We start from the raw sequence: 19,649 nt of genomic DNA on the forward strand, positions 1-19,649 counted from the left end.
CTATGCCCCAAGCCGGACCCCACCGCTGGGCGCGGCGCGCCCTCGCTGTGCTGCTGACCACGGCGATGATCTTCGCCGTGCCCCTGGCCGAGTCCGCCTCGGCACACGGCTCGGTCGTCGACCCCGCCTCCCGCAACTACGGCTGCTGGCTGCGCTGGGGCAACGACTTCCAGAACCCCGCCATGCAGCAGCAGGACCCCATGTGCTGGCAGGCGTGGCAGGACAACACCAACGCCATGTGGAACTGGAACGGCCTCTACCGCAACGGGGTCGGCGGCAACCATGAGGCCGTCATCCCCAACGGCCAGCTGTGCAGCGCGGGCCTGACGGAAGGCGGCCGTTACCGCTCCATGGACACGCCGGGAGCATGGACGATGGCGAACCTGACCGGCAGCACGTTCAACATCCGCCTGAACGACCAGGCCAGGCACGGCGCGGACTACATCAAGGTCTACATCACCCGCCAGGGCTACAACGCCGTCACCACGCCCCTGGGCTGGAACAACCTGGAGCTGGTCCGCACGACCCCCAAGTACGCGCCCGGTGACGTGTACACGATCAGCAACATCAGCAAGGGCTCGCGCACCGGCCGTCACGTGATCTACACGATCTGGCAGGCCTCGCACATGGACCAGTCGTTCTACTTCTGCAGCGACGTCAACTTCGGCTGAGCCGCTACGGGCGGGGGCGGGTCGAGGCGCGGATGGAGAGCTCTATCGGGTGTACGCGTTCCGTGCCCACGGGCGCGGCCCCGGACAGCAGCTCGAACAGCAACTCCGCGCAGCTCGCCCCCGCTTCCTTCGGGCGCAGGTCGATCGCGGTGATCGGCGGGTCGGACTGGCGGGTGGCGGCGCTGTCGACGCACGAGGCGAGCAGCACGTTCACCCCGGCCTCCCGCAGCAGCGGCGCCACCTCGGTCGCCGCCCCGGCCGGCGCACAAACCAGGGCATCCAACGGCCCGTCCCCGCCCCTCCCCAAAGCCACCGCCCCGGCCGGCGCACGCACCGGGCCATCCAAAGTCCCGTCCCCGCCGTTCCCCAAGGTCACCGCCCCGCCCGGCCGCTGATCGGCGTCTCGGCTGATGGAGCGGCCATTGCCCCGCTCGGCCCCTCGGGAGGTTGACCGGCCGTCGCGGTGCGCGGCCTCTTGGTCGGTGGAGCGATCGTCGCCGTGCTCGGCCCCTTGGTCGATGGCTCGATGGTCGCCGGGTTCGGTGCCTCGGTGGGCGCCTCCGGCTTCGAGGAGGGCGCGGGCGGCGGCTCGGACCTCGTCGCCCGAGGCGTCGAAGGACACCCGCCGCACCAGCGGCACCACCCCGTGCGCCGCGCACCACTCCAGGTAGCCCCGGTGCACGCTCGCCGCCCAGTCGCTCTCATCCCCGGCCACGATGAGCGCCGGGCGTGACGCGCCCGACTCGCGCAGGTGGTCGAGGAGGCGGCCCAGCATCGAGGCGTGTTCCGACCAGACCACGCCGTCCGCCTGCCGGGAGCCGGGGAAGCGTTCGCACGAGACCGTCGGCAGGCCCGTCGCCATCAGGCTCTCCACCACGGGGTCGCCTCCCAGCGGGTCCCCGAGCACGAGGCCGTCCACGCGGGGCGGCCGTGAGCGGCGCTGGCCGGAGGTGATCAGCGTGACGTCGTAGTCGTGCCGCGCCGCCTGCTCCACCACGCCGAACACGAACGACATGTAGTAGGAGGAGCGGGTCAGGACTTCGGGAACGTGCAGGCCGATGGTGCCGGTGCTGGCCTTGCGCAGGTGCCTGGCCGAGCCGTTGGGTACGTAGCCGAGCCGCTCGGCGACCTGCGCGACCGCCTCCCGGGTGCGCTCGGAGACCCGCCCGGAGCCGCGCAGCGCGTCGGAGGCCGTCGTCTTCGACACCCCCGCCTCCCTGGCGACGGTGAGGATCGTGACCGGCTCCTCCGTGCGCACGCCTGCCCGCTCGCGCCCCTCGTCTGCTCGCACGCCCCGATGCTAGCGGCCCTGATCGCCCACTTCCGCCGCGCGAGGCGCCGCACCCCGCACCGGGCCGCCAGGCGGTCTCCGCGTCTTACGGTGGCGGGTCCTTCGGGGGTCTCGCGTTTCGGGTGTGGGCGGTCGGTTCGGTGGTCTGCCCGTTTCGGGGGGTGGCGGGTCCTTCGGGGGTCCGCGTTTCGGGTGTGGGTGGTCAGTTCGGTGGTCTGCCCGTTTCGGGGGGTGGCGGGTCCTTCGGGGGTCCGCGTTTGCGGTGTGGCCGGTCAGTTCGGCGGTTTGCGCGTCGTGGGAGGCAGGCCCCTTCGGTGGTCCAGGTGTTTTCCCGCGCGGCGGGGCCCTTCGGTGGTCCAGGCGTTTCCTGCGCGGCGGGCCCTGCGGGGGTCCAGGCGTTTCCTGGGCGGCGGGGTCCTCCGGTGTTCTGGCTCGTCCGGTGGTGCGGCCGTGGGTGGGAGGGGCGGTAGGGGGGTTCGGTAAACGGTCTGTTTCGGGTGGGGCTTGGGTCTTGTCTCCGTCCGGGAGTCGCAACTAAGTTAGCCCAAACCTTGCCGGAACGTTCCGGCATCAGAAAGGGGCGGAACGTTGCACCTGACCACCGGGAAGCACCCCCATCCTCTCGACCCCCTCGCCGCACAGGAGATCGACGAGGTCAGGCGGATCCTGATGCAGGAGGGCCTGCTGACCGACACGGTGCGGGTGGCCTACCTCGGCCTGGAGGAGCCGCCGAAGGATGAGGTCCTGGCGTACGAGCCGGGCGCCCCCGTCGGACGCCGGGCCCGCGCGTTCCTCCTGGACCTCGCCACCGACACGGCCGAGGACGTGATCGTGTCGATCAGCGCGGGCACGGTCGAGGAGCGCAGGCCCATCGACCCGCTCACCGACGGCCAGGTGCCCATGCTGGACGAGGAGCACGCCCTGGTCAGGCGGGTGCTGAGAGAGGACCCGGCCTGGGCGGAGGCGCTGCGGCGCCGGGGGATCGAGGACCCGGCGGGCGTCTACCTGGCCGCGCTGAGCGCGGGCAACTTCGGCCTCCCCAAGGAGGAGGGCCGGCGGGTGGCGAGGGTGCTGGCGCACCTGATGCCCACGCCCGAGAGCCTGCCGTGGGCCCACCCCGTGGACGGCCTGGTCGCGTACGTGGACCTGGTCAAGGGCGAGGTCATGGAGATCGTGGACACCGGCCCCCAGCCGATCCCCGCCGAGCCCGGCGACTACCACCTCGGCCCGCACCGGACCACGCAGAAGCCCATCCACATCACCCAGCCGGACGGCCCCAGCTTCACGGTCGACGGCCCCCTGGTCACCTGGGAGAAGTGGAGCCTGCGCCTCGGCTACGACATGCGCGAAGGGCTCACCCTCCACCAGATCGGCTTCGAGGACGACGGCCGCGTCAGGCCGATCGTCTACCGGGCGTCGGTGGCGGAGATGCTGGTCCCGTACGGCGACCCGAGCCCGATCCGGTTCTGGCAGAACTACTTCGACACCGGCGAGTACCAGCTCGGCAAGCTGGCCAACTCCCTGGAGCTCGGCTGCGACTGCCTCGGCGAGATCACCTACTTCGACGCCGTCGTGACGGACGGCGCCGGCGTGCCCAAGGTGATCACGAACGCGATCTGCATGCACGAGGAGGACTACGGCGTGCTGTGGAAGCACACCGATCCGGCCAACGGCTCCAGGGAGACCCGCAGGCAGCGGCGCCTGGTGATCTCGTTCTTCGTCACGGTGGGCAACTACGACTACGGCTTCTACTGGTACCTCTACCTCGACGGGACCATCGAGCTGGAGGTCAAGGCCACCGGCATCGTCTTCACCGGCGCCTACGACGACCGCGCCGCGCCCTACAGCTCGGAGGTCGCCCCGGGGCTGGCGGCGCCGTACCACCAGCACCTGTTCAGCGCCCGGCTGGACATGACGGTGGACGGCGTGGCGAACGCGGTCGACGAGGTGGAGGCGGTCGCGGTCGAGAGCCCGTACGGCAACGCCTTCGGCCGCGCCGTGAAGCGGCTGCGCACCGAGGGGGAGGGGCGGCGCGACGCCGACCTCGCCAGGGAGCGCACCTGGCATGTCGTCAACCCCGACGTCCGCAACCGCCTCGGCCGCCCGGTCGGCTACGCCCTGCACCCCGAGGGCAAGCCGGCCCTGCTCGCGCACCCGAAGTCGTCGATCAGCAGGCGGGCCGAGTTCGCGACCAGGCACCTGTGGGTGACGCGGTACCATCCCGCGGAGCGCTATCCTGCCGGTGACCTGGTCAACCAGCATCCCGGCGGCGCGGGCCTGCCCACCTACACCAGGGCCGACCGCGACATCGACGGGCAGGACATCGTGCTGTGGCACACGTTCGGCCTGACGCATTTCCCCCGCACGGAGGACTGGCCGATCATGCCGGTCGACACGTGCGGCTTCGTACTCAAGCCGGTCGGGTTCTTCGACCGCAACCCCACGCTCGACGTCCCGCCGAGCGCCGCCGAACGTTCCTGCCACTAGAGGAGAAGAGGCCCATGCGTCCCATACGCCTGGCCTGCGGTGTCATGGCAGCCCTGCTGGCCTCGGCCTGCGCCGCCACCGGAACGACCACCACCCCCGCCACAGCCTCCGACCAGCCCAACCCGACCGGTTACCTCGCCACAGCCGACCAGTCCCTCCCCGTCGGCGGCACGCTCAACCTGGCCGTGCACATCGACAGCGGCGCCGCCACCGGCTACGACCCGCAGCTCGCCGACGTCGCCACCACCTGGCAGCTGCTCTCGCTCTCCTACGAGACGCTCGTCACGGTGGGCCCCGACTTCAGCATCCAGCCCATGCTGGCCGAGAAGTGGGACACCCCCGACCCCAAGACGTACGTCTTCCACCTGCGCGACGGCGTCACCTTCTCCAACGGCCGCGAGATGACGGCCGACGACGTCGTGGGCAGCCTGAAGCGGCTGCTGGCCTCCAAGTCGGTCTGGCGCGGCCAGCTCGGCCCGGTCAAGTCGGTCACCAAGGACGGCGACCGCGCCGTCAAGGTCACCCTGAACGAGCCGTACACGCCGTTCCTGGCCGCCCTCGCCAACATCCCCGCCGCCGTCCTGCCCATGAAGGAGATCGACGACAAGTCGGTCGACCCGGCCAAGACGCTGCTCGGCACCGGCCCGTACGTGGTGGAGAACCACCGCCAGGACGTGTCGTGGACCTTCAAGCGCAACGACAAGTACTGGGCCAAGGGCAAGCCGGCCGCCGAGGCCGTCAACGTGACGATCGCCCCGGAGGAGGCCGCGCGCATCGCCGCCCTGCAGAACGGCAGCGCCGCCCTGGCCACGCTGGGCAACGTCGACTCGGCGACCATGCTGGCCGGGGCGAAGAACGTCCAGGTCGTCACCCAGGCCACCACCGACTTCTACTACCTCATGCTCAACACCCAGGCGCCGAGCTCCAAGTTCGCCGACCCGAGGGTGCGCCAGGCCGTCGCCATCGCGCTCGACCCGAAGCAGATCGCCGACGTGGCGCTCGGCGGCAAGGGCAGGCCGACGGCGATCACCCCGGCGGGCCTGCCGGGCGCGTGCGACCCCGCCGCGCTGCCGTCGTCGTCCAAGAGCGTGGACGAGGCGAAGAAGCTGCTGGCCGACGCGGGCGCCCAGAACCTGACGTTCACGCTCAGCATCTTCTCCACCGAGCCCGCCCCGGCGGTCGCCCAGGTGATCCAGCAGAACCTCCAGCAGGCCGGCATCACCGTGAAGATCGAGCAGCTGGACGAGGCGAGCTGGTCGGGCAAGGTGTACGGCAAGGCGCCCGCCGAGTTCGACGCCGCGCTGTCCTGGTTCGCCGGTTACGCCGACCCCGGCATGGTCACCAAGTGGTGGAACCCCGAGACGGCCGGCTTCAACGTCGGCTTCATGAAGCCGGACAAGGAGCTGAACACCCTCATCGACGCGGCCGGCAAGGAGCCCGCGGGGGCCGCCCGCGACAAGGCGCTGGCGGCCGTCTGCGCCAAGGCCGACACCGACGCGCAGATGATCCCGCTGGTCACCCGCCCGGCCACGATCGCGTTCCGCACCGACGCGCTCAGCCCCAGCCTGTACGCCACCGAGGGGTACGGCAACGTGCTGCGCCTGATCGCCGACGCCCGCGTGAAGAAGACCCAGTAGCCATGCGCCTGCTGATGTGGTGGTCCGGCCGGGCGCTCAGCTCGGCCGCCACGCTCCTGGGCGTCTCCGTGCTGATCTTCACGGCCGTGCGCCTGATGCCCGGCGGTTTCGCGGAGACCGTGCTGGGCCCGTTCGCCACGGCCGAGCAGAAGGCGGAGCTGGCCGCCCGCTACGGGCTCGACCAGCCGGTGTTCATGCAGTACGGGCACTGGCTGGCCGCCGTCGCGGGCGGCGACTTCGGCATCTCGATGATCAGCCGCCAGCCGGTCGGCGCGGAGCTCCTGGCCCGGCTGCCGGTGACCGGCGAGCTGACCGTGCTGGCCGTGGTCGCCAGCGCGCTGGTGGGGGTGCCGCTGGGCGTGCTCACCGCCGTGCGCGCCCGGCCGGGCGGCGGGGGCGCGGCGGGGCGGCTGCTCAGCGGGCTCGGCGTCAGCGTGCCGGAGTTCGTGCTGGGCAGCCTGGTCGTGTTCGTCTTCTCCCGGTACGCGCTCGGCCTGCAGGTCGGCACGTGGGTGCCATTCACCCGGGACCCGGCCGCGAACCTGGCCACGATGGTGCTGCCGGCCGCCGTCCTGTCGGTGTTCGCCATCTCCGTCACCGCCAGGACCACCCGGGACGCCGTGCTCGGCGTGCTGGTCGAGCCGTACGTCACGGCCGCAGTGGGGCGCGGCGAGTCGCCGTGGTTCATCGTCCGGCACCACATCCTGCGCAACGCCGCCGCCCCGGTGGTGACGCTGCTCGGCACCATCACCGCGTACCTGCTGGGCGGGGCGCTCATCGTGGAGCACGTGTTCAACCTGCCGGGCGTCGGCTCCTACATCGTGCAGGCCGTCGGCCGCCGCGACTACGCGGTCGTGCAGGCGGGCGTGCTGCTGGCGGCGGCGGTGTTCATCGTGATGAACGTGCTGATCGACTTGCTCGTCGGAGTCCTGGACCCGAGGCTGGGCGTGCTCGCGGGGAGGCGTTCATGAGGAAGCTGGACCGGCTGTCCATCGGCGGGCTCGTCTGCCTGGCGGTCCTGGTGGTGTTCGCGCTGGGCTCGCTGGTCGGGGCCGGGGGAGACCCGGACGCGATCGTCGGCCCGCGCCTGCAGCCGCCGGGGCCCGGCTGGTGGCTGGGCACCGACAACCTGGGCCGCTCGGTGCTGCCGCGCGTCATGGAGGGCGTGGGCACGACGCTGCTGCTGTCGTCCGTCGCCGTGCTGGTGACGGCGGCGCTGAGCGCGACGTTCGGCATCATCGCCGGATACCGCGGCGGCTACCTGAACGAGCTGGTGATGCGCCTGGTCGAGGTGCTCTACTCCTTCCCCGCCATCGTGCTCGCGATCCTGGTCGCCGCGGTGCTCGGTCCCGGGCAGACGGCGGCGCTGGCCAGCATCGTGCTGGTCACGATCCCGCTGATGACCCGGCTGGTGCGGGCCGCCGCCGTGGCCGTCTCGCAGCGCGACTACGTCACCTCGGCCGTCATCAGCGGGGCCGGGCTGCCACGCGTGCTCGGGCGGCACGTGCTGCCCAACGTGGCGGGCACGATCGCGGTGCAGGGCACGTACGCGCTGTCGGTCGGGATCGCGGTCGAGGGCGGGCTGAGCTTCCTCGGGTTCGGCGTCCAGCCGCCGCAGGCCTCGCTCGGCGTGCTGATCCAGCAGGGCGGCACCTACATGATCGCCGCGCCCTGGCTGATCCTCGGCCCGGGGGTCGTGCTCGTGGCGGCGATCCTGGCGATCAATGTGGTGGGCGACGGGCTGCGCGACCGCCTCGAACCCCGGGAGACGAGGTCTTTGACATGAGCCTGCTCACGGTGCGGAACCTGGTGATCGACTACGCCGGGACCAGGGCGCTGGACGGCGCCGACCTGGAGGTGGCGCAGGGGGAGACCGTCGGCCTGGTCGGCGAGAGCGGGTCCGGCAAGTCCACGCTCGGCTCCGCCGTCGGCCGGCTGCTGCCCAGGGCGGCCCGGCGGAGCGAGGGGGAGGTCGTGGTGGCCGGGGAGCCGGTGTTCGACCTGCCCGCCGACCGGCTGCGCCGCCTGCGCAGGAAACATCTCGGGTTCGTCTTCCAGGACCCGATCGCCTCGCTTGACCCGACCATGCGCGTCGGCGACCAGCTCCGCCTGGTGCTCGGGCGCGGCGCCGACGTGGGCTTCCATTTGGGGCGGGTCAAGCTCGACGACCCCCGGGTCATGCGCGCGTACCCGCACCAGCTCTCCGGCGGCATGGCGCAGCGGGTGGCCATCGCGATGGCCATGGCCACCGGGCCCGAGCTGCTCGTCGCGGACGAGCCCACCGCCGCGCTGGACAGCCAGGTGCGCGAGGAGGTGCTGAACGTGGTCTTCTCCCTGGCCGCCGCGGCCGGGACGAGCATCCTGTGGCTCAGCCACGACCTGCCCGCCGTCGCCCGCAGGTGCGACCGGGTCGCGGTCATGTACGGCGGCCGGGTCGTCGAGACCGGGCCCGCCCGCGAGGTGCTGGGCAATCCCGCCCACCCCTACACGGCGGCGCTGGCCGGGTCGGCGCCCGCCGCCGCGGCCCACGGCGTCCGCCTGGAGCCCGTGCGCGGCCGCCCGCCCGTCCTGACCGGGCCGTCGCCGGGCTGCGCCTTCGCGCCGCGCTGCCCGTTCGCGGAGGAGCGCTGCGAGCACGAGCGCCCGGAGCCGGTCAGGGTCGGCGAGCAGGACGTGCTCTGCCACCGGGCCCCGCGACGGATTCCAGCGACCGAGCCGCCGAACGGAGTGAGGCCATGAGCAGGGCAGGTGACTGCGGCGTGATACTCGAACTCGATGACGTCACCGTCACCTTCGCCGCAGGCCCGCCGCTGCGGCGGATCCATCTGGACGCCATGCGGCACGTGTCCCTGTCCGTGGCGGAGGGGGAGACGCTCGGCCTGGTCGGCGAGTCCGGGTCGGGCAAGACGACCACCAGCCGGGTCGCGCTCGGCCTGCAGCGGCCGGCGTCCGGCACGGTCAGGTTCGACGGCCGGCCCTTCCCCAAGCGGCGGCGCGAGCTGGCGGGGCGGATGCAGGCCGTGCTGCAGCACCCCCACTGGTCGCTCAACCCGCGCATGCGCGTCGGCCAGAGCGTCGCCGAGCCGCTGGACGTGCTCGGCCGCCCGGCCGGCGACGCGGTCACCGAGATGCTGGAGCACGTGGGGCTGGAGGCGTCGTTCGCCTCGCGCTACCCCCATGAGCTGTCCGGCGGCCAGCGGCAGCGGGTCTCCATCGCCCGTGCGCTGGTCACCCGGCCCAGGTTCATCGTCTTCGACGAGGCCGTCAGCGCGCTCGACGTCTCCGTGCAGGTGCAGATACTCAACCTCATCAAGGACCTGCAGGCCGAGTACGGCTTCAGCGCCCTGTTCATCTCCCACGACCTCGGCGCGGTCCGCTACGTCGCCGACCGGATCGCCGTCATGCGCAAGGGCGAGATCGTCGAGACCGCCGACACGGCCACCTTCTACACGGCACCCGCCCACGAGTACTCGAAGCAGCTTCTGGAGGCCCTATGAACAAGTCGGTGACGAACGAGCCCCGGCTCGCCACCCCGTCGTCGTTCGCGCCCGGCGTGCCGCGCAACGCGGACCTGCCGCTGACCCCGCAGGCCAGCCCCGGGCGCGGGTCGGTCGCGTTCGACCTGCCCGGCGTGCTCGTCGGCACGGCCGAGTACGCCGAGGGCCCCACCGGGTGCACCGTGATCCACGTACCGGCGGGCGCGCGCACGGCCGTGGACGCCCGCGGCGGCGCGGTCGGCATGAGCGGCGGGTACGACTACAACCACGCCATCTGCTTCGCCGGCGGCTCGGTGTACGGCCTGGCCGCCGCCGCGGGCGTGAGCGACGAGCTGCTGGCCCGCAGGGACAACCGGACCCGCTGGGACGACCTCCAGCTCGTGTCCGGCGCGGTGATCTACGACTTCTCGGCCAGGGAGACCGCCGTCTACCCGGACGGCGAGCTGGGCCGGGCCGCGCTCCGCAACGCCGTCGAAGGCGAGTTCCCGGTCGGCCGGTGCGGCGCGGGCCGCACGGCGAGCGCCGGCAAGGTGGACTTCGGCCGGGCCGAGTTCGCCGGCCAGGGGGCCGCGTTCGGCGTGTTCGGCGAGGCCAAGGTGCTGGTGGCGACCGTGGTCAACGCCGTCGGCGCGGTCGTCGACCGGCAGGGCGGGATCGTGCGCGGTAACTACCACGCCGAGGACGGCGCCCGCCGCCACCCCGGCGCCGACTACGCCGCGATGGTGGGCGACCCGGCCCCGGCCGTCATGGGAAACACCACGCTGACCGTCATGGTGACGAACGTGAAGCTGACCGACGTCGAGCTGCTCCAGGTGGGCCGGCAGGTGCACAGCTCCATGCACCGCGGCATCCAGCCGTTCCACACCATGAACGACGGCGACGTGCTGTTCGCGCTGACCACCGACGAGGTGGACCTGATCAGCGTCAAGCCCACCGGCCTCGGGACGCTCGCGTCGGAGCTCGCCTGGGACGCCGTCCTGAGCGCGGTGGAGTAGCCCCGTGCACGTCTTCCCCCGTTACGCCGCCAAGGACCCGGCCCAGGCGGTCGAGCTGGTCAGGCGTAACCCGTTCGCCCTGGTCGTCAGCACGGTGGACGGCGTGCCGGTCGCCACGCACGTCCCCGTCATCCTGGAGGGCGGCGTGCTCGAAGGCGGCGCGTTGCTCGGCCACATGGCCCGCGCCAACCCGCACTGGCGCTCCTTCGAGTCCTCGCCCGAGGTGCTCGTCGTCTTCTCCGGCGCGCACGGGTACGTCTCGCCCACCGTGTACGCGACCGACCCGGCCGTCCCGACCTGGGACTACGCGGCCGTGCACGTGACGGGACGGGTGGAGCTGCTCGACGACGCGCTCGACGTGGTGGAGCGCACGGTCACGGCCCTGGAGTCGCTCCGTACGCCCTCCTGGGAGCCGACCCCTGCGTCCAGGGACAGGTTCGCCGCGCTCTTGCCGGGGGTAGTGGCTTTTCGGGTGCATGTGCATACCGAGAAGAGCATGTTCAAACTGAGCCAGGACATCGACGCCGAGCGGTACGCGCGCGTCCGCGCCTCGTTCGCGGCCGAGAACCCCAGGCTCGCCGACCTGATGGATGGTTCATGACTTTCCCCACCTTCACGTCCACGCAGATTGACCCCCGAGCCCGCGGCAAAGAACTCGGCACGCACAGGAGCAAGGCGATCCGTGCCAACCTCTCCGGTTACTCCGACCTGTTCACCGTCGCGGGCGCCACCGCGACGCAGGTCCGCGCATGGGGCGAGGCGGCCCTGGAGCGCACCGCCGAATGGGCGCCGCACCTGGCGGAGGAGATCGCGGGGATCGCGGGCGGCGCCGGCCTGGAGCCCTGGCAGGTCGCCGTCGTCAACGCGCGCACGGAGATCCTGGCCGCCATCGACGCGACCGGCGAGGGCGAGTGCTCCACCTCCGTCGTGCTGCCCGGGGCGGGGGAGGCGCCGCGCACGGTGCAGACGTGGGACTGGCACGACCACCTGCGCGACGCGCCCATGCTCTGGGAGCTGGAGCCGCGGCCTGGGCACGTCGTGCGCACGTTCACCGAGGCCGGGGCGCTGGCCAAGATCGGGGTGAACACGGGCGGGCTCGGCATCCACTTCAACATCCTGCGTCACGACTCCGACACGGCCGACCTCGGCGTGCCCGTCCACCTGATCGCCCGCAGGATCCTGGACGAGGCCACCACGGTGGCGGAGGCCGCCGACATCGCGCGCTCGGCCACCGTCTCGGCCTCGACCGTCATCACGGCCGTCACCTCGTCGGACGCGGCCTCGATCGAGATCTCCCCGGCCGGGGTCGCGGTCATACCGCCGGAGCCCGACGGCGTGCTGCAGCACTGCAACCACTTCCTCGACCCCGCGCTGGCCAAGGACGAGCGGCACTCCACCGACCGGCCCAGCACGTACGTCAGGTTCCAGCACCTGCGGGCCAACATCGAGGGCCTGAGCAGCGACGACCACACCAAGCGGGCGCTGGCCATGCTCAGCCACGGCCCCGACGACGCGCCCGTCTGCGCTCACCCGGACCAGACGATGCCGATCAACCAGCGGTGGGAGACTGTCGCGACGATCGCGCTCGACCTCGTCGGCGCGCGGCTGCGGGTGCACCAGGGCGGGCCGTGCCAGGTCACCGAGGCGACCTGGCAGACGTTCTGATCAGTGGAACGCGGCGATCCCGGTGAGCGCCTTGCCCAGGACCAGGGAGTGGATCTCGGACGTGCCCTCGTAGGTCAGCACCGACTCGAGGTTCACGGCGTGCCTGATCACCGGGTATTCGAGGGTGATGCCGCTCGCTCCGAGCAGCGTGCGGCACTTCCTGGCGATCTCCAGGGCCTCGCGCACGTTGTTCAGCTTGCCGGCGCTCACCTGCTCGGGGGTGATCGTCCCGGCCTCCTTCAGCCGGCCCAGGTGCACGGCGAGCAGCAGGCCCTTGCCCAGCTCCAGCGCCATGTCGGCGAGCTTCTCCTGGGTGAGCTGGTACGAGGCCAGCGGCCTGGCGAACACCTCGCGGTCGCCCGCGTACGCGATGGCCGTCTCCAGGCAGTCGAGCGCCGCCCCCATCGCCCCGAACACGATCCCGAACCGCGCCTCGTTCAGGCAGCCGAGCGGCCCCGACAGGCCCCTCGCGCCGGGCAGCAGGGCCGCGTCCGGCAGGCGCACCCCGTCGAGCACCAGCTCGCTCGTCACGCTCGCGCGCAGCGAGATCTTGTGCTTGACGTCGTTCACGGTGAAGCCCGGGGTGCCCGCCGGGACCAGGAAGCCCCTGACGCCCTCGTCCGTACGCGCCCACACCACCGCCACGTCCGAGACCGAGCCGTTGGTGATCCACATCTTGGTGCCGTTCAGCACCCAGTCGCCGCCCTCGCGCTTGGCCGTGGTCCGCATGCCCGCCGGGTCGGAGCCGAAGTCGGGCTCGGTCAGGCCGAAGCAGCCGATGCGCTCGCCGGCCGCCATCGCGGGCAGCCACTCCTGCTTCTGCTCCTCGCTGCCGTACTTCCAGATGGCGTACATCGCGAGGGAGCCCTGCACCGAGACCAGGCTGCGCAGCCCGGAGTCGGCCGCCTCCAGCTCCAGGCAGGCCAGCCCGTACGAGACCGCCCCCATGCCCGCGCAGCCGTACCCCTCAAGGTGCATGCCGAGCACGCCGAGCGAGCCGAGCGTGCGGGCCAGCTCGCGGGCCGGCAGCTCACCGGTCTCGAACCACTCCGCGACGTGCGGGCGGATCTCCCGGTCGCAGACACGCCTGACCGTGTTCCTGATCTCGCGCTCCTCCTCGGTGAGCAGCGTGTCGAAGGCGAAGAGCGCGGTCGGAGTGATCATCGAATGGCCTCCGTATTTTGGATCCAATATTGAAAATCCAATATGGCACAGTTAGGGTTCGTTGACCATGGACGTTCTGAATCTGATCGGCGGCCGCTGGGTCGAGGGCGACGGCGAGGAGTTCGCCGACACCAACCCGGCCCGGCCCGGTGAAGTGGTCGCCCGGGGGCGTTTCGCCGCCGCGGCCGAGGTGGAGCGGGCCGTGGCCGCGGCCCGCGCGGCGGCGCCCGGGTGGGCGGCGACGCCGCACCACGCCCGCGCGGCGGTGCTCGTGGCCGCCGCCGACCTCGTGGACGCCGCCGCCGACGAGTGGGGCGCCGAGCTGGCCCGCGAGGAGGGCAAGACGCTGCCCGAGGCGGTCGCCGAGGTGCGGGGCTCGGCCCGGATCCTGCGCTACTACGCGGGCGAGGCCGACCGCGAGAGCGGCGAGATCTTCGCCTCCCCACGGCCCGGCGAGAACGTCCTCGTGGTCCGCAAGCCGATCGGCGTGGCCGGGCTGATCACGCCGTTCAACTTCCCGATCGCCATCCCCGCCTGGAAGATCGCGCCCGCCCTCAGCTACGGCAACACCGTCGTGTGGAAGCCGTCGTCGCTCGTGCCGCTGCTGGCCTACCGGCTGGCGAGGGCGCTGACCTCGGCGGGGCTGCCGGACGGCGTGCTCAACCTCGTGTACGGCGAGGCCGAGGCCGGCTCGGCCATCGTGGACCACCCCGGCGTGGACGCGATCTCGTTCACCGGCTCCACCGCGGTCGGCCGGGCCGTGATCGCGCGCTGCGGCGAGCTGGGCAAGCCGGTGCAGACGGAGATGGGCGGCAAGAACGCCTCCGTCGTGCTCGCCGACGCCGACCTCGACCACGCGGCCGAGCAGGTCTGCCTGGGCGCGTTCCGCTCCACGGGCCAGAAGTGCACGGCCACCTCGCGGCTCATCGTGGCCGCCCCGGTCGCGGACGAGCTGCTGGCGCGGGTGGCCGAACGGGCCGCGCGCCTCGTGGTCGGCGACCCCCTGTCGCCCGGCGTCGAGATGGGCCCGCTGGTCAGCTCGGCCGCCCGGGACCGGGTGACGTCCGGGGTGGCGCGGGCCGTGGACGAGGGGGCCAAGCCGCTGGCGGGCGCCTCCCCGTACGACGGCGAGGGCTGGTTCGTGCCGCCGACGGTGCTCGACCTGCCGGGGACCGGGGTGGACTTCTGGCGTACCGAGCTGTTCGGGCCCGTGGTGGGCGTGGTGCGGGCGTCGGGGACCGAGGAGGCGCTGGGGCTGGCCAACCTCAGCGACCACGGCCTGTCGGCGGCCATCTTCACCAGGGACCTGGGCGTGGCCCTGCAGGCGGTCGAGCGGTTGGACGTCGGCGTACTGCACATCAACTCCGAGTCCGCCGGGACCTTCCCGTACGTGCCGTTCGGCGGGGTCAAGCAGAGCGGGTTCGGGCCCAAGGAGCAGGGGCGGGCGGCCCGCGAGTTCTTCACCCACACGATGACCGTCTACCTGGGGGCGCCGGCGTGAGTGGTGCGCTGTCGGGGTTGCTGGTGGCGGACTTCAGCCGGGTGCTGGCAGGGCCGTACGCCACGATGCTGCTGGCCGATCTGGGCGCGGAGGTGGTCAAGGTGGAGCGGCCGGGCGCGGGGGACGACACCCGCGCCTGGGGGCCGCCGTACGCGCCCGACGGCGAGGCCACGTACTTCCTCGGCGTCAACCGCAACAAGCGCTCGATCGCCCTCGACCTGCGGGCCGACATCGAGGTCGCGCGGGCCCTGGCCGCCCGGGCGGACGTGCTGGTCGAGAACTTCCGGCCCGGCACGATGGACCGGCTCGGGCTCGGCTACCCCGCGCTGCGCGAGCTCAACCCGGGGCTGGTGTACTGCTCGATCACCGGGTTCGGGTCGGGACCCGGTGCCGGGCTGCCCGGCTACGACCTGATCGCGCAGGCGGTGGGCGGCCTGATGAGCGTCACGGGCGAGCCCGGCGGGCCCGGCACGAAGGCCGGCGTGGCGCTGGTGGACGTGATCACCGGCCTGCACGCCGGGCTGGGCATCCTGGCCGCGCTCCGCCACCGCGACGACACCGGCGAGGGGCAGCACGTCGAGGTCTCGCTGCTGTCGTCCCTCCTGTCGGCGCTCACCAACCACGCCTCCGCCTACGCCGCCGCCGGAGTGGTGCCCCAGGCGATGGGCAACCGGCATCCCAGCATCGTGCCGTACGAGGTCTTCGAGGCCGCCGACCGCCCGATCGTGATCGCGGCCGGCAACGACCGCCAGTTCCAGGCCCTCTGCAAGGCGCTGGACCGCCCGGACCTCGCCGGCGACCCCCGCTACGCCACCAACGCGGACCGGGTCGCCGGCCGCGTCGGGCTCGTCGCCGAGCTCAACGCGGCGCTGGCCGCCCGCACGGCCGACGAGTGGTTCGAGACGCTCACCGCCGCCGGGGTGCCCTGCGGCCCGATCAACGACCTGGCCGCCGCCTTCGCCCTGGCCGACGACCTCGGCCTCGAACCCTCCGTACAGCTCGACGGGGTCGGCCAGGTCGCCAACCCCCTGCGGCTCAGCGCCACGCCGCCCTCCTACCGCCGCCGGCCGCCCCGGCTGGGGGAGGACGAGGACTGGGTTCGTGAGATATTGGGGCGATGAGTTCGGACGAGGCAGGACGCAGGCCGCCGACGGCCCAGCAGTTCGTGCTGGCCGAGCTCCGCCGTGCCATCACCACCGGCCGCCTGCGTCCCGGCGCCCCCATCCGGCAGGACGCGCTGGCCGAGGAGCTGCAGGTCAGCCGCGTTCCCCTGCGCGAGGCGCTCAAGACGCTCGAAGGCGAGGGCCTGGTCACCTACAAGGCGCACAAGGGCTACTGCGTCGCCACGCTCTCGCTCGACGACCTGCGCGAGGTCTACCGCATCCGCGAGCTGCTGGAGGAGGAGGCCGTCCGGCGGGCCGTCGAACGGCTCACCGACGCCGACCTCGCCCGGCTGGAGTCGGCCCAGGAGGAGGTCGAGCGGGCCGCCGCGGCGGGCGACGTGCTGGCCATGGCGATGGCCAACCGGCTGTTCCACATGACGCTGTTCGACTGCGCGGGCATGCCCCGGCTGGTGCGCCTGATCAGGACGCTGTGGGACACCACGGACGCCTACCGCTCGATGTACTACGGCGACGCGGGCAACCGGGAGCGGGTCGTCAAGGAGCACCGCGCCACCCTCGACGCCCTGCGCCGCCACGCCGCCGACGAGGCCGTGACGACGCTCGACGTCCACCGCGCCCACGCGGTCGCCGAGCTGGAGTCACTCCTTCCCCACCCCTCCTGATCGGGGCGGCCGGAGCGGTCACGGCGCGCAGTTGTCGCGGCAGCCGCCGAATCGCGCCAGGTCCGGTTCCGTGAACGCCGTGCCCGGGCTGCCGGCCAGGGCCTCCGCCATCGAGGACGTCCAGATCGGGCCGGGGATCGACGTGCCCTCGACCTGCCGGTAGCGGCGGCCGCCGATGGTGATGTCCGACAGCTTGTGCTTGACCGCGCCGCGCGGGTCGCCGAGCGCGACGGCGGCGGCCAGGTCGGGGGTGTAGCCGGCGTACCAGGCGCTGGAGAATTCGTTCGTGGTGCCCTCCATGCCCGCCGCGTCCCGGCCGAGCCCCTTGAGCGGGCCCTTGGCCAGGGCCTCCGCCAGCACGCCGGTCACCGCGTCGGCGACCGCGGGCTCCAGCGCCTCCTGGCAGCGCGCCGGGAAGGCACGTACGACACCCGTGTCGCCGCGCACCTCCGTCACCAGCCGCGGCTCGCACCGCCTGCCGCGCGCCGCGAGGGTGGCGTACGAGCCGGCGAGCGCGACCGGGTCCACCTCGTTGACCCCCAACGAGAACGTCTCGTATTCCATCAACGGCAGGTCGTCGGCCCGCTTCAGCCCGAGGCGCTGGGCCATCTGGACGCTTTTGCACAGACCGACCTTCTCCGTCAGCTTCATGAAGAACGTGTTCTCGGCGGCCCGGGTGCCCGAGCGCAGGGTCGTGAACGCGCCGTGGTCGCGCTGCCGGTTGAGGATCGAGAATGACGGCTCGGCGACGTTCTGACCTTTGCAGTTCTTGAACGCGTGGTAGTTCGCCGCCCGATACTGGCTGAGGTAGGGGAAGCCGTCGTCGTAACGCATGCCGCTCTCCAGCGCGGCCGCCAGCGTGTACACCATCGCCGTGGTGCCGTGCTGGAAGCCGAACCGGCCGCCGGGCAGATTGTTGCCGGGACCGAGCGCGCGGCTGGCGGCCAGGGCCCTGATCTCGCCGGTGCCCGGCACGATCATGGCCTGGGCGGCGACCGGCGCGTCCTCGCGGCGCACGTACCGGTCGATGCCCTGCTGGGCGGCCCGCTGCGTGCGCTGGTCGATCGCCGTCGCGATGGTCAGGCCGCCGCGGCGGAGCAGGTCCGCGTCGAGCTCCTCCTTCGCCCGCATGCAGACGTACGGGTAGCGGCTCGCCGAGCAGTCGCCGGCGAGCTCCTCCAGGACCGCGCCCTGGGCGTCCACCAGCACGTTGGGGCGCACGACCACGGGCGCGACCGCCAGGTGGTCACGCGGCGGCGGCGCGGTGTCGCCGCCGCGCAGTAACAGGAAGCCGCCGGCCAGCAGCGCCGCCGCCCCCACGGCGGCCACGACGACGCGGAGCGGTTTCATGGCTCACCTCAGGGCTCGCGGATCTTCAGGGACAACCCGCATTATGAGCCCTCATGACTGCAGAGAGCCCCAGAAGGCGCAATTGCTGGCGCCGGCCGTGTCGGTCGGGTGGATGCCGCCGCGTCCCGGCGCCAGGCTGAGCACGTCGCCGGAGCCGCGGAAGAGCGGCCAGCGCGGGGCCCAGGGGGCGTTCGGGTGGCCGTCGCGGGCGAACGACGTCCAGTAGCCGATCATCGCGTTCGACAGCCGCTCCTGCTCGGCGTTGAGCCGGCCGGTCAGGCCGGGGAACAGGTAGATCAGCTCCGTCGCGTGCTCGGCGCCCTCCTCGAAGCCGGGCACGTCCATCAGCGGCGGCGCGGTGCGGTCGGCGAACTGGTAGGCGTAGACCTCCACCCCGGCCCGGGAGAGCAGGCCGAAGGCGTCCTGGTGCGCGCAGGTGGCGAGCGGGCCGGTGCCGTCGGTCAGCAGGGTGGCCAGCCCGATCCGCGGGTCGGGATGGCCGGTGGCGGGATAGCGGCCCAGGACCTGCTCGGCGTTGCCCCCGTACGTGCCGCGCACGAGCTGCTCGTACTGCGCCTGCGTGATCGGCTTGGGGTAGGTCAGGCCGGTGTACAGGCGCATCTCGTCGAGCGTGTTGCCGTGCATGACGGGCACGCGGTTGATCCGGCCGCTCTCCAGCGCCGCGCGGGGCTGCAGCGGCAGCACGTGGTCGCCGCCCGCGACCGGGTACGGCTGGTGGCCCCGGAACGCCTCCAGCAGCGTCTTGACCGGCAGCGCCCGCAGGCAGGCGGCGGCCCCGGCGGCGCACCCCACGGCCTCGGCGAACCTGGCCCCCTCGGCCTCGGCCTCCTCCTCGGTGCGCGTGGGGGAGGAGCAGCTGAAGCTCTGCACGATCGCCTTGTCGAACAGCCCGGCGGCGGTGGGCGAGGCCAGACCGGCGCAGATGTCGGCGGCTCCGGCGGACTCGCCGAACAGCGTCACGTTGCGGGGGTCGCCGCCGAACGCCGCGATGTTCCGCCGCACCCAGCGCAGCGCCGCCTGCTGGTCGAGCAGCCCGTAGTTGCCGCTCTGGTAGCGCTCGCCCGTCTCGAGCGCGGAGTGCGCCAGCCAGCCGAGCGCGCCCAGCCGGTAGTTGACGCTCACGACCACGACGCCGCCCCGGGTCGCCAGCCTGGTCAGGTCGTAGAGGGCGGGGTTGCCGCTGGCGTTGCCGCCGCCGTGCAGCCACACCATGACCGGCCGGTCGCGCCCCCTGCGCGGCGCGGTGACGTTGAGGTAGAGGCAGTCCTCGCCGTACGACGTCTTGCCGCCGTAGACCTCGGCGAGCTGCGCGCACTGGCTGCCGTAGGCCGTCGCGTCGCGGACGCCCGTCCACGGCTTGGCCGGCTGCGGCGGCCGCCAGCGCAGCGCGCCCGTGGGCGGCTCGGCGTACGGGATGCCGCGGAAGGCCCGGTGGTCCTTGCTCACCTCGCCCTTGACCACGCCCTTGTCGGTGTGCACCAGCGCGGACGGAGCCGACTCCGCGACGGCGGGAGTGGTGGTCATGACCAGGGAGAGCGCTGCCGCTGCGGCGCGAACGAGTCTCACTGGGCCCCCTGATACTAC

Annotated in this window: 17 protein-coding genes; 13 read left to right on the forward strand and 4 right to left on the reverse strand. The window is 72.6% G+C overall.

The window, feature by feature from the left end:
- The first annotated feature begins 2 nt into the window (after window positions 1-2).
- Window positions 3-671 carry a lytic polysaccharide monooxygenase auxiliary activity family 9 protein gene (locus tag HD596_RS27955; protein ID WP_185072283.1) on the forward strand — a complete coding sequence of 223 codons (669 nt, stop codon included), beginning with the start codon at window positions 3-5 and terminating at the stop codon, window positions 669-671.
- Window positions 672-675: 4 nt separating this feature from the next.
- Here HD596_RS27955 and HD596_RS64940 read toward each other — a convergent pair whose 3' ends face one another.
- Window positions 676-1,962, reverse strand: a complete 1,287-nt coding sequence (locus HD596_RS64940) for a LacI family DNA-binding transcriptional regulator (protein ID WP_221519544.1) — start codon at window positions 1,960-1,962, stop codon at window positions 676-678.
- A gap of 588 nt (window positions 1,963-2,550) precedes the next feature.
- Between HD596_RS64940 and HD596_RS27965 the strand changes: the two genes are divergently transcribed.
- From HD596_RS27965 to HD596_RS28005, 9 genes are read left to right on the forward strand one after another with little or no spacing between them, the layout of a single operon-like run.
- A complete protein-coding gene (locus tag HD596_RS27965) occupies window positions 2,551-4,449 on the forward strand; it encodes a primary-amine oxidase (RefSeq protein WP_185072284.1) in 1,899 nt (632 codons plus the stop codon).
- Window positions 4,450-4,463: 14 nt separating this feature from the next.
- Entirely contained in the window at window positions 4,464-6,086 is a 1,623-nt protein-coding gene (locus tag HD596_RS27970; RefSeq protein WP_185072285.1) for an ABC transporter substrate-binding protein, read from the forward strand.
- 2 nt (window positions 6,087-6,088) lie between these two features.
- On the forward strand, window positions 6,089-7,057 hold the full coding sequence (locus tag HD596_RS27975; protein ID WP_185072286.1) for an ABC transporter permease: 969 nt from the start codon (window positions 6,089-6,091) through the stop codon (window positions 7,055-7,057).
- The gene (locus HD596_RS27980; RefSeq protein WP_185072287.1) at window positions 7,054-7,872 is read left to right on the forward strand and encodes an ABC transporter permease; all 819 of its coding nucleotides are present in this window, start codon (window positions 7,054-7,056) and stop codon (window positions 7,870-7,872) included. The genes HD596_RS27975 and HD596_RS27980 overlap by 4 nt, the downstream gene beginning before the upstream one ends.
- On the forward strand, window positions 7,869-8,825 hold the full coding sequence (locus tag HD596_RS27985) for an ABC transporter ATP-binding protein (protein ID WP_185072288.1): 957 nt from the start codon (window positions 7,869-7,871) through the stop codon (window positions 8,823-8,825). The genes HD596_RS27980 and HD596_RS27985 overlap by 4 nt, the downstream gene beginning before the upstream one ends.
- The gene (locus HD596_RS27990) at window positions 8,822-9,583 is read left to right on the forward strand and encodes an ABC transporter ATP-binding protein (RefSeq protein WP_185072289.1); all 762 of its coding nucleotides are present in this window, start codon (window positions 8,822-8,824) and stop codon (window positions 9,581-9,583) included. Before HD596_RS27985 ends, HD596_RS27990 begins: the two co-directional genes overlap by 4 nt.
- Window positions 9,580-10,578: a P1 family peptidase gene (locus HD596_RS27995; protein WP_185072290.1), complete on the forward strand. Its 999-nt coding sequence runs from the start codon at window positions 9,580-9,582 to the stop codon at window positions 10,576-10,578. Before HD596_RS27990 ends, HD596_RS27995 begins: the two co-directional genes overlap by 4 nt.
- A 4-nt stretch (window positions 10,579-10,582) precedes the next feature.
- Window positions 10,583-11,179 carry an FMN-binding negative transcriptional regulator gene (locus HD596_RS28000; protein ID WP_185072291.1) on the forward strand — a complete coding sequence of 199 codons (597 nt, stop codon included), beginning with the start codon at window positions 10,583-10,585 and terminating at the stop codon, window positions 11,177-11,179.
- Window positions 11,176-12,243 carry a C45 family autoproteolytic acyltransferase/hydrolase gene (locus HD596_RS28005; RefSeq protein ID WP_185072292.1) on the forward strand — a complete coding sequence of 356 codons (1,068 nt, stop codon included), beginning with the start codon at window positions 11,176-11,178 and terminating at the stop codon, window positions 12,241-12,243. Before HD596_RS28000 ends, HD596_RS28005 begins: the two co-directional genes overlap by 4 nt.
- Here the strand turns inward: HD596_RS28005 and HD596_RS28010 are convergent, their stop codons facing one another.
- Window positions 12,244-13,407, reverse strand: a complete 1,164-nt coding sequence (locus HD596_RS28010; protein ID WP_185072293.1) for an acyl-CoA dehydrogenase family protein — start codon at window positions 13,405-13,407, stop codon at window positions 12,244-12,246. It abuts the gene before it with no gap.
- A 67-nt stretch (window positions 13,408-13,474) separates the two neighbouring features.
- Here HD596_RS28010 and HD596_RS28015 point away from each other — a divergent pair, with 67 nt between their 5' ends.
- From HD596_RS28015 to HD596_RS28025, 3 genes are read left to right on the forward strand one after another with little or no spacing between them, the layout of a single operon-like run.
- Window positions 13,475-14,908: an aldehyde dehydrogenase family protein gene (locus tag HD596_RS28015; protein WP_221519545.1), complete on the forward strand. Its 1,434-nt coding sequence runs from the start codon at window positions 13,475-13,477 to the stop codon at window positions 14,906-14,908.
- On the forward strand, window positions 14,905-16,029 hold the full coding sequence (locus tag HD596_RS28020; RefSeq protein WP_185072295.1) for a CaiB/BaiF CoA transferase family protein: 1,125 nt from the start codon (window positions 14,905-14,907) through the stop codon (window positions 16,027-16,029). The genes HD596_RS28015 and HD596_RS28020 overlap by 4 nt, the downstream gene beginning before the upstream one ends.
- On the forward strand, window positions 16,026-16,694 hold the full coding sequence (locus HD596_RS28025; RefSeq protein ID WP_185072296.1) for a GntR family transcriptional regulator: 669 nt from the start codon (window positions 16,026-16,028) through the stop codon (window positions 16,692-16,694). The genes HD596_RS28020 and HD596_RS28025 overlap by 4 nt, the downstream gene beginning before the upstream one ends.
- 18 nt (window positions 16,695-16,712) lie before the next feature.
- Here the strand turns inward: HD596_RS28025 and HD596_RS28030 are convergent, their stop codons facing one another.
- Both HD596_RS28030 and HD596_RS28035 read right to left on the reverse strand, forming a co-directional pair.
- The gene (locus HD596_RS28030) at window positions 16,713-18,044 is read right to left on the reverse strand and encodes a penicillin-binding transpeptidase domain-containing protein (protein ID WP_185072297.1); all 1,332 of its coding nucleotides are present in this window, start codon (window positions 18,042-18,044) and stop codon (window positions 16,713-16,715) included.
- Window positions 18,045-18,095: 51 nt separating this feature from the next.
- Complete coding sequence (locus HD596_RS28035) at window positions 18,096-19,631, reverse strand: carboxylesterase/lipase family protein (protein WP_185072298.1); 1,536 nt, start codon at window positions 19,629-19,631, stop codon at window positions 18,096-18,098.
- Between the last annotated feature and the right edge of the window lie 18 nt (window positions 19,632-19,649).

Source organism: Nonomuraea jabiensis (genome assembly GCF_014204795.1).
GTDB classification, from domain to species: Bacteria; Actinomycetota; Actinomycetes; order Streptosporangiales; family Streptosporangiaceae; genus Nonomuraea; species Nonomuraea jabiensis.

What these genes read in the sequence shown, in the direction of transcription:
- HD596_RS27955 (WP_185072283.1), top strand. Translation starts at nt 3, where the DNA reads ATGCCCCAAGCCGGACCCCACCGCTGGGCGCGGCGCGCCCTCGCTGTG.
- HD596_RS27970 (WP_185072285.1), top strand. Translation starts at nt 4,464, where the DNA reads ATGCGTCCCATACGCCTGGCCTGCGGTGTCATGGCAGCCCTGCTGGCC.
- HD596_RS27975 (WP_185072286.1), top strand. Translation starts at nt 6,089, where the DNA reads ATGCGCCTGCTGATGTGGTGGTCCGGCCGGGCGCTCAGCTCGGCCGCC.
- HD596_RS27980 (WP_185072287.1), top strand. Translation starts at nt 7,054, where the DNA reads ATGAGGAAGCTGGACCGGCTGTCCATCGGCGGGCTCGTCTGCCTGGCG.
- HD596_RS27985 (WP_185072288.1), top strand. Translation starts at nt 7,869, where the DNA reads ATGAGCCTGCTCACGGTGCGGAACCTGGTGATCGACTACGCCGGGACC.
- HD596_RS27990 (WP_185072289.1), top strand. Translation starts at nt 8,822, where the DNA reads ATGAGCAGGGCAGGTGACTGCGGCGTGATACTCGAACTCGATGACGTC.
- HD596_RS27995 (WP_185072290.1), top strand. Translation starts at nt 9,580, where the DNA reads ATGAACAAGTCGGTGACGAACGAGCCCCGGCTCGCCACCCCGTCGTCG.
- HD596_RS28005 (WP_185072292.1), top strand. Translation starts at nt 11,176, where the DNA reads ATGACTTTCCCCACCTTCACGTCCACGCAGATTGACCCCCGAGCCCGC.
- HD596_RS28010 (WP_185072293.1), bottom strand. Translation starts at nt 13,407, where the DNA reads ATGATCACTCCGACCGCGCTCTTCGCCTTCGACACGCTGCTCACCGAG.
- HD596_RS28015 (WP_221519545.1), top strand. Translation starts at nt 13,475, where the DNA reads ATGGACGTTCTGAATCTGATCGGCGGCCGCTGGGTCGAGGGCGACGGC.
- HD596_RS28025 (WP_185072296.1), top strand. Translation starts at nt 16,026, where the DNA reads ATGAGTTCGGACGAGGCAGGACGCAGGCCGCCGACGGCCCAGCAGTTC.
- HD596_RS28030 (WP_185072297.1), bottom strand. Translation starts at nt 18,044, where the DNA reads ATGAAACCGCTCCGCGTCGTCGTGGCCGCCGTGGGGGCGGCGGCGCTG.